General features: G+C 68.2%; 15 protein-coding genes. 9 read left to right on the plus strand and 6 right to left on the minus strand.

Translation table 11 applies throughout. The features are described 5' to 3' along the window. Nucleotides 1-21 precede the first annotated feature (21 nt). A complete protein-coding gene (locus tag GV161_RS00890; RefSeq protein WP_152012278.1) occupies nucleotides 22-2,400 on the plus strand; it encodes a hypothetical protein in 2,379 nt (792 codons plus the stop codon). Here GV161_RS00890 and GV161_RS00895 read toward each other — a convergent pair whose 3' ends face one another. From GV161_RS00895 to GV161_RS00910, 4 genes are all read right to left on the minus strand, one after another. Further along, a complete protein-coding gene (locus GV161_RS00895; RefSeq protein ID WP_152012277.1) occupies nucleotides 2,401-3,261 on the minus strand; it encodes a TIGR01459 family HAD-type hydrolase in 861 nt (286 codons plus the stop codon). Next, nucleotides 3,258-4,190: a sugar kinase gene (locus GV161_RS00900; RefSeq protein WP_152012276.1), complete on the minus strand. Its 933-nt coding sequence runs from the start codon at nucleotides 4,188-4,190 to the stop codon at nucleotides 3,258-3,260. The genes GV161_RS00895 and GV161_RS00900 overlap by 4 nt, the downstream gene beginning before the upstream one ends. A gap of 90 nt (nucleotides 4,191-4,280) precedes the next feature. Next, a complete protein-coding gene (locus GV161_RS00905; RefSeq protein ID WP_152012275.1) occupies nucleotides 4,281-5,528 on the minus strand; it encodes a hypothetical protein in 1,248 nt (415 codons plus the stop codon). An 86-nt stretch (nucleotides 5,529-5,614) separates the two neighbouring features. Further along, nucleotides 5,615-6,187, minus strand: coding sequence for a DUF1134 domain-containing protein (locus GV161_RS00910; protein ID WP_091839135.1), 573 nt, complete (start codon nucleotides 6,185-6,187; stop codon nucleotides 5,615-5,617). 153 nt (nucleotides 6,188-6,340) lie between these two features. Here GV161_RS00910 and GV161_RS00915 point away from each other — a divergent pair, with 153 nt between their 5' ends. Continuing rightward, a complete protein-coding gene (locus GV161_RS00915) occupies nucleotides 6,341-6,892 on the plus strand; it encodes a YHS domain-containing (seleno)protein (protein ID WP_152012274.1) in 552 nt (183 codons plus the stop codon). Between the two features lie 6 nt (nucleotides 6,893-6,898). On the opposite strand, the gene GV161_RS00920 is transcribed toward GV161_RS00915, so the two are convergent. Next, complete coding sequence (locus tag GV161_RS00920) at nucleotides 6,899-7,744, minus strand: inositol monophosphatase family protein (protein WP_152012273.1); 846 nt, start codon at nucleotides 7,742-7,744, stop codon at nucleotides 6,899-6,901. Between the two features lie 285 nt (nucleotides 7,745-8,029). On the opposite strand from GV161_RS00920, the gene GV161_RS00925 reads away from it, so the two are divergent. The 6 genes from GV161_RS00925 to GV161_RS00950 all read left to right on the plus strand — a co-directional run bounded on the left by GV161_RS00925 (nucleotide 8,030) and on the right by GV161_RS00950 (nucleotide 14,359). After that, complete coding sequence (locus GV161_RS00925) at nucleotides 8,030-8,668, plus strand: histidine phosphotransferase ChpT (protein ID WP_152012272.1); 639 nt, start codon at nucleotides 8,030-8,032, stop codon at nucleotides 8,666-8,668. Nucleotides 8,669-8,792: 124 nt separating this feature from the next. After that, nucleotides 8,793-11,411, plus strand: a complete 2,619-nt coding sequence (locus GV161_RS00930) for a chemotaxis protein CheW (protein ID WP_152012491.1) — start codon at nucleotides 8,793-8,795, stop codon at nucleotides 11,409-11,411. After that, nucleotides 11,408-11,911 carry a chemotaxis protein CheW gene (locus GV161_RS00935; RefSeq protein ID WP_152012271.1) on the plus strand — a complete coding sequence of 168 codons (504 nt, stop codon included), beginning with the start codon at nucleotides 11,408-11,410 and terminating at the stop codon, nucleotides 11,909-11,911. The genes GV161_RS00930 and GV161_RS00935 overlap by 4 nt, the downstream gene beginning before the upstream one ends. A gap of 24 nt (nucleotides 11,912-11,935) precedes the next feature. Further along, nucleotides 11,936-12,301, plus strand: a complete 366-nt coding sequence (locus GV161_RS00940) for a response regulator (RefSeq protein ID WP_057190702.1) — start codon at nucleotides 11,936-11,938, stop codon at nucleotides 12,299-12,301. Between the two features lie 46 nt (nucleotides 12,302-12,347). Beyond that, on the plus strand, nucleotides 12,348-13,466 hold the full coding sequence (gene cheB, locus GV161_RS00945; protein WP_152012270.1) for a chemotaxis-specific protein-glutamate methyltransferase CheB: 1,119 nt from the start codon (nucleotides 12,348-12,350) through the stop codon (nucleotides 13,464-13,466). Further along, nucleotides 13,463-14,359, plus strand: coding sequence for a protein-glutamate O-methyltransferase CheR (locus GV161_RS00950; protein ID WP_152012269.1), 897 nt, complete (start codon nucleotides 13,463-13,465; stop codon nucleotides 14,357-14,359). The genes cheB and GV161_RS00950 overlap by 4 nt, the downstream gene beginning before the upstream one ends. 299 nt (nucleotides 14,360-14,658) lie before the next feature. Here GV161_RS00950 and ctrA read toward each other — a convergent pair whose 3' ends face one another. Continuing rightward, the gene (ctrA, locus tag GV161_RS00955) at nucleotides 14,659-15,360 is read right to left on the minus strand and encodes a response regulator transcription factor CtrA (protein WP_091839107.1); all 702 of its coding nucleotides are present in this window, start codon (nucleotides 15,358-15,360) and stop codon (nucleotides 14,659-14,661) included. 392 nt (nucleotides 15,361-15,752) lie between these two features. Here ctrA and fliI point away from each other — a divergent pair, with 392 nt between their 5' ends. Next, nucleotides 15,753-17,045 carry a flagellar protein export ATPase FliI gene (gene fliI / locus GV161_RS00960; RefSeq protein ID WP_244623910.1) on the plus strand — a complete coding sequence of 431 codons (1,293 nt, stop codon included), beginning with the start codon at nucleotides 15,753-15,755 and terminating at the stop codon, nucleotides 17,043-17,045. Nucleotides 17,046-17,051: the final 6 nt, after the last annotated feature.

Raw genomic sequence — 17,051 nt, forward strand, 5'->3', positions numbered from 1 at the left:
GACCTGGGGCAGGAAGCCCTCATGTCCGATGCTCCCCTGCCAGATCGGGACCACCACGAGACCGAGCCGCCGCCCGCGCCCTGGCCAACCGCCAGGGTGATGCTGCTGGTCTGCGCCGGCTGGCTCGCTCTGTCCTGGCCCTGGCTCTCCGGCGCGGTCACCGTGCCCTGGGACGCCAAGGCGCATTTCCATCCGCAGTTGCAATTCCTCGCCAGCGCCCTGCACAAGGGCCTCTCGCCGTTTTGGACGCCCTTCGTCTTCGCGGGATCGCCGCAGGTCGCCGATCCGCAATCGCTGATCTTCTCGCCGCCCTTCTTCCTGATGGCCCTGCTCAATCCGACGCCGGATTTCCGCTGGAGCGACGGCGCCCTGCTCGGCTCCTTGCTCGCCGGCGCGCTCTGCCTCGTCCTGCTCTTCCGCGATCGCGGCTGGCACCCGGCCGGAGCGGTCGTCTGCGCGCTCTCCTTCGCTTTCGGTGCAGCCGCCGCCTGGCGCATCCAGCATGTCGGCCAGGTGCTGAGCCTGTCTTATTTCGCGGTGACGCTGCTGCTGTTGTCGCGCGCGCTCGAACGCAGCTCCTGGCGCTATGGCTTCGCGGCCGGTGTCGCCGCCGGCTTCATGGTGCTCGGGCGCGACCAGGTCGCGCTGCTCGGCGTTTACGTCCTCGCCGGGCTGGTGCTCGCCGCCATCGCCATGGCCGACAAGCCGCTGGCGGCGCTGCGCGCCAGCCTGATGCCGCTGCTGCTCGGGGTGCTTGGCGCCACGCTGGTCGCAACGATTCCGATCCTGCTCACCGCCGTCCTGGCGGAAGAGTCGAACCGGCCGGTGATCGATCTCGCCGGGGCCGGCAAGGGCTCGCTGCATCCGGGCTCACTGCTGACCGGGCTGGTCGCCAATCTCTACGGCGCCTCGGGGCCGCTGGAGAATTTCTGGGGCCCGCCCAGCCCGGCCTGGGAGAAGCGCTTCGGCCCGCTCGACCTCTATCTCGCCCGCAATATGGGCGAGCTCTATCTCGGCCTCCTGCCGATCCTGCTCGTCGTCGGCGTCGGCATCGTCCGCGGCGCCCTGCTGCGGCGCGAGATCGTCGCGCTCAGCGCCGCTGCGCTCCTCGTGCTGGTCTTCGCGCTCGGCCGCTATACGCCGGGCTTTGCCCTGCTTTTCCATCTGCCGGGCATCGACTTCTACCGCCGCCCGGCCGATGCGCTCTTCACCCTCGGCGCGCTGCTGTCGATCCTCGGCGGCTATCTCACCCATCTCGTCCTGACCGATACGGCGCCGCGTCCGCGCCGCTGGCAGATCGTGCTCGAGAGCCTGCTGCTGCTGACGGGGTTCGCCGCCGCGATCTGGCTCGCCTGGACGATCGGCCGCCTGCATGTCGCCTTCGTGCCACTGGTAACGGCCGTGCTCTGCCTGATGCTGGTGGCAGGCGCGCTGGTCGCAGCACGTGGGCTCGCCTTGCAGGGCGCCGGCATGGCCGCGACGATCATCCTCGCCATCACCATGGTCGTCGACCTCGGCGTCAACAACGGCCCGAGCGAATCGACCGCCTTGCCGGCCGGGATGTACGAGGTCCTGCGCGCCGACAGCGGCAACGAGACCATCGCCTTGCTGAAGCGCGAGACCGCCCGCACAGCCGGCCCCGACCGGCGTGACCGCATCGAGCTCGCCGGCATCGATTTCCATTGGCCCAATGCCAGCCTCGTTCACGGGCTCGACAACACGCTGGGCTACAATCCGCTGCGGCTCGGCCTCTATAGCCAGGCCACCGGCGCCGGCGACCATGTCGCTTTGCCCGACCAGCGCACCTTCTCGCCGCTGATGCCGTCCTATCGTTCGCTGCTCGCCGACATGCTCGGCCTGCGCTTCATCGCCACCGGCGTCCCGGTCGAGGAGATCGACAAGCGGCTGAAGCCCGGCGACCTCGTCCAGATCGCGCGCACCAAGGACGCCTATGTCTACGAGAACCCGCGCGCCTTACCGCGCGTGCTCCTCGTCACTGAAGCCCAGCAAGCCGATTTCGACGCCATCCTGAAGAGCGGGCAATGGCCGGCCGGCTTCGATCCACGCCGCACCGTCCTCCTCGACAAGGCGCCGCCACCGCTGCCCACCGGCCCGGCCCAGGCGGGCAGCGTGCGCATCCGCAATTACGGCACGACCGAGGTGCTGCTCGATGTCAAGGCGCCGCGCGGCGGCTTCGTCGTGCTGAACGATGTCTGGCAGCCCTGGTGGCAGGTCGAGGTCGACGGTAAGCCGGCCGAGCTTCTGCGCGCCAATGTCATCTTCCGCGCTGTGCAGGTGCCGCCCGGCCGCTCGACCGTGCGTTTCGTCTTCCGCCCGCTCGATGGCCTCTATCGCGCGATCGGCGCGCGGATCCGCAAGGCGAACCCGCCGCCGGTCTGATCAGCCCAGCGCCGCCATCGCCGCGACCGGCAGCGGCCGATGCGCCGCCAGCACGCGTGCGAGCCCTTCGGGAACGACAGCGCCGTCGCGGATCGTCTCGTCGCGATGGATGCCGCCGGCGATGAACAGACTGTCGAAGCCCATCATCCTGGCGCCGGCGAGGTCGGTACGCACGGCATCGCCGATGACGAGCACGCGGGCGGGATCGACATCGCGCCCTCCCCGCGCCTCGCGGGCCGCCGCGAGCGCGAGGTCATAAGCCGGGCGGTGCGGCTTGCCGGCCCAGGCGACATGGCCGCCGAGCTCCTCGTAGATCGTCGCCAGCGCCCCGGCACAGGGCAGCAGATCATGGCCGACATGGACCACGAGATCGGGATTGCCGCAAATGAACGGCAGCCCCCGCTTGGCGAAGCGCGACAGCAGCGGCCGGTACTGCTCCGGCTGCTCCGTGCGATAATCGTTGAGCTCGGTCGCAACGACGAACTCCGCCTCATCCTCGCCGACGATCTCGACGTCGAAGCCCTCGAACACCGCCCGGTCCTGCGCCCAGCCGATATGGTAGGCCTTGCGCAGATGCGTCTCGGCGATCAGGGCGCGCGTCACATCGCCCGAGGTCACCAGCCGGTCCCAGGCGGCGCGCGGCACGCGCTTGCCGTCGATCACGTGGGTGACCTGCGCCGACGGGCCCGGCGCGTTCGAGAGCAGCACCACGGTGCCGCCGCCCTCGCGATAGCGCATCAGGGCGTCACAGGCCGGATCGAGTGCCAGCACGCCGTCATGGACGACGCCCCAGACATCGCTGATCAGCACATCGTAGCGGGCGAGCAGCGCGCCCGCTTCCATCAGGACTGGAACGCTCATGCCCGGCCGGCCGCCTCTTGTGTGATACGCGCTTCCACGTCGGCGCGGCGTGGCAACGGTGCTACCGCGCCGTAGCCCTGCGTCGACAGCGCTGCCGCGACATTGGCATAGGCGCCGGCAGCGAAGGCATCGCCCGTGCGGATGTATTCGGCCAGGAAGGCGCCGTCGTAGCAGTCGCCGGCACCGGTCGCGTCGATCGCATCGACCTTGATCGGCACGAAACGCTGGCGGCTATCCGGCGTCGCGACGAGCGAGCCTTCATGGCCGAGCGTCAGCGCGACGACCTTGGCGCCAAGCTTGAGATAGAAATCGACGATGGCGTCGGGCTGCTCCAGCCCGGTCAGCAGCTTGGCGTCGCCGTCGCCCGGCAGGACGATGTCGGCCATCTCGCAGGCGGCGTGGACGATCGCCCGCGCCCGCGTCAGCGGCCAGAGCTTGAGCCGCAGATTGGTGTCGTAGGCGGTGAGCACGCCGTTCTCGCGCGCAATCGCGAAGGCTTCGAACACCGCATCGCAAGCGCTCGCCGAGATCGCCTGGCTGATGCCGGAGGCCTGGATCACCTTGGCCGAGGCGATCAGCTCCTTCGGCAATTGCGCGGGGCCATAGAGGCTCGCGGCCGAGCCGGCGCGCAGATAGGAGAAGACATGGCCCTGCGGGCCGTGGGAGACGAAATAGAGCCCGGTCGGCGCGGTGGGGTGCGTCGAGACATGCCTGTCGTCGACGCCCTCTTCGGCCCACACCGTCCGGAACGTGCGACCCGGCTCGTCATCGCCGAGCGCGCCGATATAGGCGACCTTCGCCCCCTGCCGCGCCGCCGCGATCGCGCAATTGGAGGTGTCGCCGCCGAGGCCGAAACGGTAGGCGCCCGCTTCGCCCCGCGTCGCGTTGAACTCGCCGAGGGGCTCACCGATACAAACGATATCCGTCATCATCCCAACCGAAACCGCCGGCCGCGAAAACGACCGCCCCTTTCCCTAGAACATGTTCGGCAGAGGTGGAAAGCCCTGGCCGGCAAGTGCCTATTCCGCCGCCTCGCGGCTTTCCGACGCGACCAGCAGCGCATCGGCCAGCCGGACGATCTCCTGGCGCAAGGCGGCCTCGCCGGCAGCCTTGCCGCCATTCTGCTTGCGCAGCGCCGCGAGCTCGCGCTTCAAGCCCGCTCGATCGGCACGAGCCTGGTCACGGGCACCCTGGACAGTGCCGATCTCGGCATGCAGCGCCTCGGCCATCTCATCGCGCTCGCGCAAAGCAGCACGATGAGCAACCGCCTCGCTCGCCATCTGCTCCTTCAGGCGGGCCTCGGTCGCAGCGGCAGCCTCGATCCTGCCCTCCAGCGCCTTGATCCTGGCCAGCGTCTCAGCATGCTCGGCGGATGCCTGCGTCATCGCCGCCTCCTGTCTTGCGATCTCGGCGCCGAGCTTGATGGCGTTCGCATCGGCCGTGCGCAGAGCAGCTTCGGCTTCGTTTGCCCGCGTCGAAAGCGCGTCGGCCCGCAATCTCTCGCTGTCGCGGTCCAATCTCATGGTGGAAAGATTCATACGCGCCTCGGCCAGCGCCGTCTCGGCCGTGGTGAGGCGAGTCGAAAGATCGTCGCGCCCGGCCTCCAGCGTGAGCCTGAGCGTACCGGCCTCGACCAGGGCGACACGCTGTCGGTCATGTTCGCTGGTGAGCGCCGACAGCGCCTGGTCGCGCTCGGCGAGCGTCGTCCCGGCCTTGTCGTGCAGCGTCCTCAGCTCGGCAAGCTCATGGCTGCGGGCGGCGAGGTCGGCCGAGGTGCCGCTGAGCGCTTGCCGCGTCTCGGCCAGCTGCGCCTCCACCGCTGCGAGATCGCTGACGCGGCTCGACAGGGTCGCCTGCGTAGTCTGGTGACCGGCGCTTTCGCTGGCCAGCGTCTCTCGCGTCTGCGCCAGATCCTGCGTCCTCTGTCCAAGCTCGCTCTCGAGTGCCTCGATCCGCTGCTTGCGCTCGCCGAGGTCGGTTTCCAGCCGGCCGATCGTCATGTCGCGCCGGCCGATCTCGCTCATCGCACCGGCCTTGGCGGCAAAGCCGCTCTCGGCCTTCTGTTCCAGCACCCGTTCGCGGACCGCCAGTTCGGCGCGCAAATGGTCGCGGTCGGCGGCGATCTCGGCGAGCGACAGCGGGAATGCGGCCTCGGCCCGGCGCCGAGCCAGCCGGTCGGCTCTGCGGCTCAGCGCCGGCAAAGCCGCAAGGGCGAGCAGGCTTGCCGACAGGAAGCCGAGCGCGACGAGCATGGCGGCTTCGATCAAGGCGGGGCGGCTCCCATGTCTGTGATCAGCCCGAGCTCAGGCTGCCATGCCTTGATAGATAAGGCCAGCAGCCGGCAATTATCAGGTCAGAACGGGTTCCAGGTCGCCTCGGGCGTGAACTTGAGATAGCCGAGGTTGACGCCGAGCCGCCAGCCGACGCCGGTGCGGATCGGCACGACCATGACGCCTCCGGCCGTCAGCGCCGTGAAGCCGAACCCGCCGACGAAATAGACCGAGCCGTCGACGCCGCCGAAGCGCTGATAGAGCGCGCTGACGCTCGGCAGGTTGTAGACCAGCATCATCGTGCGGGCGCCGTCGCCGCCGAAATCGAAGCCGACCGACGGTCCCTGCCAGAACACCTTGCGGTCGCCGGCATTGCGGGTGAACAGCGTGCCCTCGCCAAAGCGTAAGCCACCGACGAAGGCGCCCGATGCCTCCTGGCCAAGGACATAGCCGTTCGGCTCGCCCCAGCGGCGCACGGCTTCCTCGACCGTCAGAGCAAAGCCGCGCGAGACATTGCCGAAGAACTGGTGGCCGGAGCTGACCAGTTCGTTCTGGGTGAAAGAGCGCTCGGCCGGCTGGGCGGCAGCGGGGCCGGCGGCAAGGCCTGCGCCGAGCAGCAGGGCGCTGGCGAGCAGGGTGCGGCGGGTAAAGTTCATCTCATCGTCTCCAGGCAAGCGCCGGGCATTGGGCATTCGGCCTCCTGCCGGGATGGCGTCGACGGCGGATCCGCGCGAATCCACGCGGTCACGGTAACCTCTTGGATACGCCGTATGTGTATCCAAGCGGTGAACTGCGGCGCAGGACGCGCCGTGACGCGACTAACGACCAAGGATTGGTGGGCGATGAAGGCCGCAGCAAGGCATGCCGGGATTGTGATCGCCGGCATCATGGCAGGCTGTGTCATCCTCCTTGCCGCGCAGGTGAGCCGGGCGTCCACCCTTCCGCCAGGCCTGCCGGGGCTCCCCGGTGTTGGCGAAGCCATGCAGCGCGACAACCGCACCGGCCTTGCGCTCTCCGGCTTCGATCCCGTCGCCTATTTCCTGAGCGATGCCGCAGTGCCAGGGCTGCCCGACTACGAACTGCTCCATGGCGGCGCGGTCTGGCGCTTTGCCAACGCCGCCAACCGCGATGCCTTCCGCGAGGCGCCGCAGGTCTACACGCCGCGCTTCGGTGGCTTCGATGCCAGCGGCGTGGCGGATGGGCGCGCGGTCGATGCCGATCCGCATCGCTTCGTCGTCATCGGCTCGCAGCTCTATTTCTTCCGCAGCGACGAGAACCGCCGACGTTTCCTCACCGAAGCTGCCTTACGGGCCAAAGCCCAGGAGCGCTGGCCGGCCGTCGCGACCTCGATCGCGCGCTGAGTCGGGTCAAGCGCAGCGACAGGTCGCCGCCTTCTCGATCGCAAGCCGGGCCAAGCGCTCGCAGCTCGCCGCGACGAAGGGCGGATTGCGGAAATCCCGCTCGGCATGGCCGTAGCCGGGTTTCTCCCCGTCGAGGGTCAGCACCACGCCGCCGGCCGCGGCCAGGATCGCGTCACCAGCGGCGATGTCCCATTCCATGGTCGGTCCGCCGCGCACATGCAGGTCGGCCTCGCCCGAGGCGATCAGCCCGAACTTCACCGCCGACGACACCGGCGCGCCGTCGCCTTTCGCGACCGCGGCTGCGACGCCGGCGCTGACCGCGTCGCCATGGAAGCGGCTCACCAGCATCAACGGCCCTTCCGCCGGCTCGGTCCGGACATGGACCTGCCGCGCCGAGCCGAGCGGCTGCGCCTCGGCACCAAGGTCCTGGCTGAAACTGCGCTCGCCGCCAAACCAGAGTCGGCCGATAGCGGGCGCGGCGATCGCCCCGGCGAGTGGGCGTCCGTCCCGGACCACGGCGATGGCGACGCAATAGCTGTCGCCGGACGCGAGGAATTCACGCGTGCCGTCGAGCGGATCGAGCAGAATGAAGACGGACGCCGGCGCGACCTCGCCAACGCTCTCCTCGCTGACCACCGGAAAGCCTGGCAGCAGCTCGGTGAGCGCCTGCTTGGCGGCGAGATCTGCGGCAAGGTCGGCGGAGCAGACCGGCGAGCCGTCCGCCTTGAGCTTGACGTCTCGCGCCGCCCGCTTCGCCAGCAGGACGGCGGCCGTGCGCCGTGCCGCCTCGCCGAGGGCGCGCGCGAGCTCGTCCCGGTCGATCAGGCGTGGATCGTCGTGAGCGATGGCCATCGTTCGAACCAGTCTCGCCGGCGCCGTGTGCCATTCTCTGTTCCATGCCGGGCGGCGCCTCCGGCGATATCACACCATTAGCTAGTGCATGGGGCGGTAAAGAAAAAGCCGGCTCGCCTTCTGGCAGCCATCTTGCCGGGGCATGCCGGCAGGATACATCCGCATATTCCCGCCCGAGCGCGCCCCCGAAGCTATGGTTAACCAGCTGCAAACCAGCCTGGCGCATGCTGCACCACCGACATGGGGCGCACACCGCCCTGATTCTCTTGACCGCAGGACCGGATCATGACCGCCATCTCGCTTGAGCCGCTCGATCTGGCCGCGCTTCTCTGCAGCCGCGTCTGCCATGACGTGATCAGCCCGGTCGGCGCGATCGTCAACGCGCTCGAAGTGCTCGAGGAAGATGATCCCTCGATGAAGGACTTCGCGCTCGACCTGATCAAGAAGAGCGCGCGCAATGCCTCGGCCCGGCTGCAATTCGCCCGCCTCGCCTTCGGTGCCGCCGGCTCGGCCGGCGCGATGATCGACCTTGGCGACGCCGGCGCCGTCGCCAACGGCTTCCTCAACGACGAGAAGCTCTCGCTCGATTGGGAGGCGCCGCGCGCTTTGCTGCCGAAGAACCAGGTCAAGCTCGTGCTCAACCTGCTCGTGCTGGCGACGCAGGCGATCCCGCGCGGCGGCAAGATCACCAGTCGCTGCACCGTCACCGGCGAGCAGGGCAGCTTCGCCATCACCGCCACCGGCTCGCATGCGCGCATTCCCGCCCATGTCGAGGAGCTGATCGCCGGCCGTTCGGAGAGCGGCGCCATCGACGCCCATGCGGTCCAGCCGGTCTACACCGGCATGGTCGCGCGCGCCGCGGGCATGAAGATCGCCTTCTCGATCGAGGGCGACACGGTCAGCATCAGCGCCGAGCCGGCCTGACGTCTCAGGATAGGCCGTCCCGGCGCCAGGATTCCTTGCGGTTTCCGCTCGCTCTCAACTGATCATAAACCCTTGCGCCGCAATATCCGCGGCAGCATCGGTGGCGTGAGTGAGCGGTCCTTACATGGACGAGTTGCTGCAAGAGTTTCTGGGAGAGACCGGCGAGCACCTCGACATGGTCGATCGGGAGCTCGTCCGCTTCGAGCAGGAGCCGAACAACGGCGACATCCTGCGCAACATCTTCCGGCTCGTCCACACGGTCAAAGGCACCTGCGGCTTCATCGGCCTGCCGCGGCTGGAGGCGCTGACCCATGCGGCCGAATCCGTCATCGGCCAGTTCCGGGACGGCGCGAGCGTTTCCTCCAGCGCTGTCACCGCAATCCTCGAGACGATCGACCGGATCAAGGAGATCATGGCCGAGCTCGCCGAGAAGGGCCAGGAGCCGCCGGGCCATGACGGCCAGCTGATCGACGAGTTGCGCGGCCTGGCGGAACGGGCCAAGCAGGAATTGGCCAGGCGGCAGCCGCAGACCTCGCTCGATCCCGTCGCCGCTTATCTCGCCCGCACGGCCGAAACGAGATCGACAGAAGCGGCTATCCCGCCCGCCCCCGGCTCGATCCAGGACGAGATGGACCTGGTTTTCCGAACTGCGCCGAGCCCGCTCGACCAGCCCGGCATGGCCCATGGCGAGACCATCCGCGACGCCAGGGCGACCGGCCCGGCGACGCTGCGCGTCAATGTCGACACGCTCGAACATCTGATGACCATGGTCTCGGAACTGGTGCTGACCCGCAACCAGCTGCTCGAGATCGCCCGCCGGCAGGAGGATGCCGGCCTCAAGGCGCCGCTGCAGCGGCTCTCGCTCATCACCGCCGAACTGCAGGACGGCGTGATGAAGACGCGCATGCAGCCGATCGGCAACGCCTGGTCGAAGCTGCCGCGTATCGTCCGCGACCTCTCCACCGATCTCGGCAAGCAGATCGAGCTCGTTCTGGAGGGCGCCGAGACCGAACTCGACCGCCAGCTGCTCGACCTGATCAAGGATCCCCTCATCCACATGGTGCGCAACTGCGCCGACCATGCGATCGAGGAGCCACAGGAACGCGCCACGCTGGGCAAACCGGCAACCGGCACGATCCGCGTCTCCGCCTATCACGAGGGTGGCTCGGTCACGATCGCGATCTCGGATGACGGCCGCGGCATGGATGTCGCCCGCATTCGCAGCAAGGCGATCCAGCGCGGCCTGGCGACCGAGGCCGAGGCCGAGCGGATGAGCGAGTCGCAGCTCCTGCGCTTCGTCTTCCACCCCGGCTTCTCGACCTCCGATTCCGTCACCGCCATCTCCGGGCGCGGCGTCGGCATGGATGTGGTCAAGGTCAATGTCGACGCGATCGGCGGCATGATCGACATCGCCAGCATCGCCGGCACCGGCACCACGATCACGATCAAGATCCCGCTGACGCTGGCCATCGTCTCGGCCCTGATCGTCGCGACCGAGGGGCAGCGCTTCGCCATTCCCCAGGTGGTCGTGCGCGAGCTGGTGCGCGTCAAGGCCAATGGCGAGCACCGAATCGAGCGCATCAACAACGCGCCCGTGCTGCGCCTGCGCGAGCGGCTGCTGCCGATCATCGCGCTGGCCGGAGTGATGAACCGGACGACGGACGCGGCCATCGCCGATGACGGCTTCATCGTGGTGACCCAGATCGGCGAGCGCCAGTTCGGCATCCTCGTCGAATCGGTGTTCCACACCGAGGAGATCGTGGTGAAGCCGATGTCGACGCGGCTGCGCCATATCCCGCTGTTCTCGGGCAACACCATCCTGGGCGACGGAGCCGTGGTGCTGATCGTCGATCCCAACGGCGTCGCCCGCCTCGTCGGCGTGGCGGCGGCGCAGGACGAGATCACCTCGGACGATCCCGTCGAGATGGGCTCTCCCGTCGAGCGCACGACGATGCTGGTCTTCCGGGCCGGCAAGGACACAGTGAAGGCCGTGCCCCTCTCCCTCGTCACCCGGCTCGAGGAGGTCGAAGCCGGGCTGTTCGAGAACGGCGGCGGACGCGCGTTGCTCAATTACCGCGGACGGCTCATGCCGGTCGTCCCGGTCGAGGGCTGCGCCCTCCGCCAGACCGGCCTGCAGCCGATGGTGATCTTCTCCGAAGGCGATTTCAGCATGGCGCTGGCGGTCGACGCCATTGTCGACATCGTCGACGAGGTGCTCGACATCGAGATGCTGGCCATGCCCGAGCAGGGGCTGCTCGGCTCGGCGATCATCCGGGGCCGCGCCACCGAGATCCTCGATCTCGCGCATTATTTGCCGAAAGCCAACCCCAATTGGCTGCACCTGCGCCGCGGTGAGGCCGGCTCGCCACGCGTCCTGCTGGTCGAGCCCTCCGAATTCCTGCGCGAGATGCTCGCCCCCGTGCTGAAGGCGGCGGGCCTGCAGGTCGTCCACGCCTCCGATCCCGCCATGGCCGCTGGCCTCGCTTCTGGCAGCGCCACCCTCGATGCCGTCGTTATCGACATCGATCGCGACGCCGAGGCGGCTTTTGCTCTCGCCGCGCGGCTGCGGGCCGAAGCTCGCCATGCCGGACTGCGCATCATCGGGCTGACCAGCCTGCCAACCCCCGAACTGCATGTCGCCGCGATCCACGCGCAGTTCGACGAGGTCGTCGCCAAGTTCGACCGGCGCGCGCTGATCGCCGAGCTGGCCGAAACCCGTCCCAGACTGAGGCGAGCCGCATGACCGAGCCGCGTGAAGACAGCCCGTCCGGTCTTGCCGCCTTCGAGGACTCGCTCGACTACGTCACCGTCACGGTGGGCGGGCAATTGCTCGGCCTGCCGATCGGGCGCGTGCAGGACGTGTTCATCGCCACGCGCATCACCCCGGTGCCGCTGGCCCCGTACGAGATCGTCGGCCTGATCAATCTGCGTGGACGCGTCGTCACTGCGATCTGCATGCGTCGGCGCATGCGCCATGCCGACACCGGTGCCATGCCGAGCGGCACCGAGGAGCACGAGCTCACCGCGGTCGGACTCGATCAGGGCGGCGAAGCTTTCGCCCTGATCGTCGACGCCGTCGGCGAGGTGATGCGCCTCAGCCGCGCGACCTTCGAGCCGGTGCCGATCCATCTCGACCGCGCCTGGGCGGCCATCGCCAAGGGCGTCCACCGCCTCGACGATCGTCTCCTGGTCGTCATCGACGTCGACGCCGTCCTCAACATCGAATTGCCGATCGCCGCCTGACGATCCGCCGCCTGGAGCCATGTCATGAAATATTGCCTCGTCGTCGATGACTCCGCGGTCATCCGCAAGGTCGCCCGCCGTATCCTGGAAGGACTGCAGTTCCGCATCGCCGAGGCGGAAGACGGCGCGCGCGCCATCGACGCCTGCAAGGGCGAGATGCCGGACGCCATCCTGCTCGACTGGAACATGCCGATCATGGACGGCTACGACTTCCTGCGGAACCTCCGCCAGATGCCCGGCGGCAAGCGACCGAAGGTCGTGTTCTGCACCACCGAGAACGACATCGCTCACATCGCCCGCGCCATGCATGCCGGCGCTGACGAGTACATCATGAAGCCGTTCGACAAGGAGATCGTCGCTTCGAAGTTCCACCAGGTCGGCCTGCTCTAGAGTCCGAGCTGCATCCGACAGCCCCGCTCTCCCATCGCGTGCCCCCATGATCGCCACGCCGCATTTCGCCGACCGGCCAGCAGCGCGCCCGAGCACCGTGGTGATCGCCGATGATTCCGTCGTGGTGCGGGGCCTGTTCGCGCGCTGGCTCGGCGAGAGCGGCCGCTTCCATGTCGTCGGCGTCGCGGGTGATGGCGAGGCCGCCATCGAGCATGCCGGGCGCCACCATCCCGACATCATGGTGCTCGACCTCGACATGCCGGTGCTCGACGGCGTCGAAGCACTGCCGCGGATCGTCAAGGAAAGTCCACGGACAGCCGTGCTGCTGACGACCACGCTCACCGAGCGCAATGCGCAGCTGGCGCTGCAATGCATGAACATGGGCGCCATCGACGTCCTGCCCAAGCCCGACAGCCGCAGCGGCCTGACGCTCTCCCTGGACTTCCGCAGCGAGTTGCTCGGCAAGCTCGGCAGCATCGCACAATCCCGTCTCCGCAACGGCGAGGCCGTGCCCGATGCAGGCGCAGCCGGCGCAATGCCGAACGGGGTCGCCGATCTGCGCTCGCTGGTCTCGGTGATGCCGCGCTATCTCGTGATCGGCGCCTCGACCGGCGGACCGCGGGCGGTCGCGCGCGTGCTTGGCGACCTTGGCGAGGCCCTCGCCAACCTGACCACGCTGATTGTCCAGCACATGCCGCCGCTCTTCACGGCCTCCTTCGCCGACCAGATCGCGCTTCAGCTCGGCGTGCCGACGCGCGAGCCGCATGACGGCGAGCGCCTCGCCCGCGGCACGATCTATGTCGCGCCGGGCGGACGCCATCTCGGCATCGAGCGTAAGCTCGGCCACATCGCCGCCAGCATCAGCGACGGCCCGCCGGTACATTTCTGCCGCCCGGCGGTCGACGTCCTCTTCGCCGAGGCAGCTCGCCATCTCGGCCCGGCCGCACTCGGCCTGATCATGACCGGCATGGGCAGTGACGGAACCGACGGGGCGGCCGCCCTCCGCCGCGCCGGCGGCGCCGTCATCGCCCAGGACGAGCTCTCGAGCACGGTCTGGGGCATGCCGGGCTCGGTGGTGCGCGCCGGCCAGGCCAGCGCCGTGCTGCCGCTCGGCGGCATCGGCCCCGCCATCCGCACGCTCGTCGGCGGGAGCCGTCCCGCATGACCGAGCTCGATTTCGACTTCCTGCGCGTACTGCTGCAGCGGCGCTCCGGCCTCTTCCTCAGCATCGAGAAGCGCTATCTGGTCGAGAGCCGCCTCGGCATGCTCTGCCGCCGCCGTGGCATCGCCGGCATTCCGGCGCTGGTCCTTCAGCTGCGCACGAGCCCCGCCTCCGACCTCGAGGCTGCCGTCATCGAGGCGATGACGACCAACGAGACGCTGTTCTTCCGCGACCGCATGCCTTTCGACCTGTTCCGCGACGTCGTCCTGCCGGAGAAGCTCGCGGCCAATGCCGAGAGCCGGACGCTGCGCATCTGGTGCGCGGCGGTCTCGACCGGCCAGGAAGCCTATTCGCTCGCCATGCTGCTCGACGAGGCTGCCGACCGCTTCGCCGGCTGGACGATCGAGATCCTCGGCACCGACATCTCCGTCGAGGTGCTCGACCGGGCGCGCCAGGGGCTCTACAGCCAGTTCGAGGTCCAGCGCGGCCTGCCGATCCAGCTCCTGCTCAAGCATTTCCGGCAGGAGGGCGACAAATGGCGCCTGTCCGAGCGCATCCGCGACATGGTCAAGCTCAGGCAGCATAACCTGCTCGAGCCAAACCATCAGCTCGGCCAGTTCGACGTCATCTTCTGCCGCAACGTGCTGATCTATTTCGACGTCCCGACCAAGGCGCGGGTGATGGCGGCGCTCGCCGAGCGGCTGGCCCGAAACGGTGCCTTCATCCTCGGCGCGGCCGAGACCGTGATCGGCATCACCACGACCCTGGTGCCTGACCCGCAGCACCGGGGCATCTACCGCGACGCCGCATCGACCCCGCAGGCACGGCGGCCGACCTTCCCCGCCCCTGCCGAGACAAGCAGCGCCTTCTCCTCGCGGAAAATCGCGCGGCCCTGAGCATCTCGCTTTCGGGCCCGTTTTTATGGGTCAAGCCCGCCCCGGCGTTCCAGGGTTGAGCTCGGACTCCAGGGCCGAGACGGGGCTGGGAAAAGCGCATCTGCCGCAACGCCACCATGACAACCGGCATCGGTTCTGGCTTCCGGGCTCGCTGCGGCGCAGAGCCTCGAAATGACGCGATAGGCAGGCGCAAACAAAAACCCCGCCTCGCGGCGGGGTCCCCGTTCACCTGTCGTGTACATCCGACGATCAGGCGATCTAACTCTTGGGCGTCGATCATGACGCCCTGATGACTGGCATCAGGCGGGAATGCGCTCTTCCACCTCGCTGGGCTCGCGCAGCACATAGCCGCGGCCCCAGACCGTCTCGATGTAGTTCTTGCCGTCGGAGGCGTTGGCGAGCTTCTTGCGCAGCTTGCAGATGAAGACGTCGATGATCTTCAGCTCGGGCTCGTCCATGCCGCCATACAGGTGGTTCAGGAACATTTCCTTGGTCAGCGTCGTGCCCTTGCGCAGCGAGAGCAGCTCCAGCATCTGGTATTCCTTGCCGGTCAGATGCACGCGCTGGGCATCGACCTCGACGGTCTTGGTGTCGAGGTTGACGACGAGGTCGCCGGTCGTGATCACCGACTGGGCATGGCCCTTCGAGCGGCGCACGATGGCGTGGATACGGGCAACGAGCTCGTCCTTGTGGAACGGCTTGGTCAGGTAGTCGTCGGCGCCGAAGCCGAGGCCCTTCACCTTGTCCTCGATGCCAGCGAGGCCGGAGAGGATCAAGATCGGCGTCTTGACCTTGGCGACGCGCAAGCTGCGCAGCACCTCGTAGCCCGACATGTCCGGCAGGTTCAGGTCGAGCAGGATGATGTCGTAATCGTAGAGCTTGCCGAGATCGACACCCTCTTCGCCCAGATCGGTCGTGTAGACGTTGAAGCTCTCGGACTTCAGCATCAGCTCGATGCTTTGAGCGGTCGCGCTATCGTCTTCGATCAGCAGAACCCGCATGTCACGTCCCCAATTTCGCCCCGAGGCCAGCGATCCCGTTCATTCCCCCAGAACCCTCGTGGCCCTGGAGACGAACGCTTGCCCGATGAAACGCCACGCGACACGCTACGGGGAAATGGTTAACAAACCCTGATTCCCGGGCGCAAGCGCTTCTTGGCAGAAGGTTGACGATCCTTGTCGAGGTGAGTCGAATTTGACACGGATCGTTCGAGCTTCGGCCGCGAAAGCACCTTTCGCGTAAGCTCGCGTCGAGGAAAACAGGCGTTAATCGCCCGGCTCTCCGACGCAGCTTCGAAACGTAGTGTTAATCACTCGGGTAAACGAAAGGTTTACGGCAGCGAATCATGAACGGCGCACGACCAGGCCAAGACCGGTTATCCACACTCGCCACCATGATCGGCGAGCTCGATGCGACGTCCGTCTATGGCCGCGTCACCGCCGTGCGTGGCCTGCTCGTCGAAGTCTCCGGCCCGATCGCGGCGATGAGCCTTGGCGGCCGGGTCGGCATCGAGATCGCGGCCGGCGTCCGTGTCCCCTGCGAGGTCATCGGCTTTTCTGGCGAGAAGGCGCTGGTCATGCCTTTTGGCGGGCTCGACGGCGTCCGCCGCGGCTGTCCTGCCTATGTCGACCGCACCGTCGCCGGCCTGCGCCCGACCATGGCCTGGCTCGGCCGCGTCGTCGATGCGCTGGGCCGGCCGGTCGATGGCGGCTCGCCCCTGCCGCAGGGCGAGCTCACCATTCCCTTCCGCAATGATCCGCCGCCGGCCCATTCTCGCCGCCGCGTCGGCCCGCCGCTCGACCTCGGCGTGCGCGCCCTCAACACCTTCCTGACCTGCTGCCTCGGCCAGCGCATGGGCATCTTCGCCGGCTCCGGCGTCGGAAAATCGGTGCTTTTGTCGATGCTGGCGCGTTATGCGCGTGCCGACGTCAATATCATCGGCCTCGTCGGCGAGCGCGGCCGCGAGGTCCAGGAGTTCCTGCAGGATGATCTCGGGCCGGATGGGCTTGCCCGCTCGATCGTCGTCGTCGCGACCTCGGACGAGCCGGCGCTGATGCGCAAGCAGGCGGCGCTGACCACGCTGACCCTCGCCGAATTCTTCCGCGACCAGGGCCTGCAGGTGATGTGCCTGATGGATTCGGTCACGCGCTTTGCCATGGCGATGCGCGAGATCGGACTCGCTGGCGGCGAGCCGCCTACGACCAAAGGCTATACCCCGACCGTCTTCGCCGAACTGCCGCGCCTGCTCGAGCGGGCTGGCCCCGGCACCGGCGACGGCGCGATCACCGGCCTCTTCACCGTTCTGGTCGACGGCGGCGACCATGACGAGCCGGTCGCCGACGCGGTTCGCGGCATCCTCGACGGCCATATCGTCATGGAGCGCTCGATCGCCGAGCGCGGCCGCTATCCGGCGGTCAACATCCTGAAATCGGTGTCGCGCACCATGCCGCGCTCCTGCGACCCACTCTATTATCCGGTCGTGCAGAAGGCGCGTGCCACGCTCGCCACCTATGCCGACATGGAGGAACTGATTCGGCTCGGCGCCTATCGCCAGGGCGCCTCCGCCGAGGTCGACGAGGCGATCCGGCTCAATCCCGAGCTCGAAGCCTTCCTGAAACAGGCCAAGGACGAAGCGACGCCGCTGGGCGACGGCTATGCCCGGCTCGCCCGAATCATGGGGATGTGAGCGGCG

The sequence above is a fragment of the Bosea sp. 29B genome, assembly GCF_902506165.1.
GTDB lineage: Bacteria > Pseudomonadota > Alphaproteobacteria > Rhizobiales > Beijerinckiaceae > Allobosea.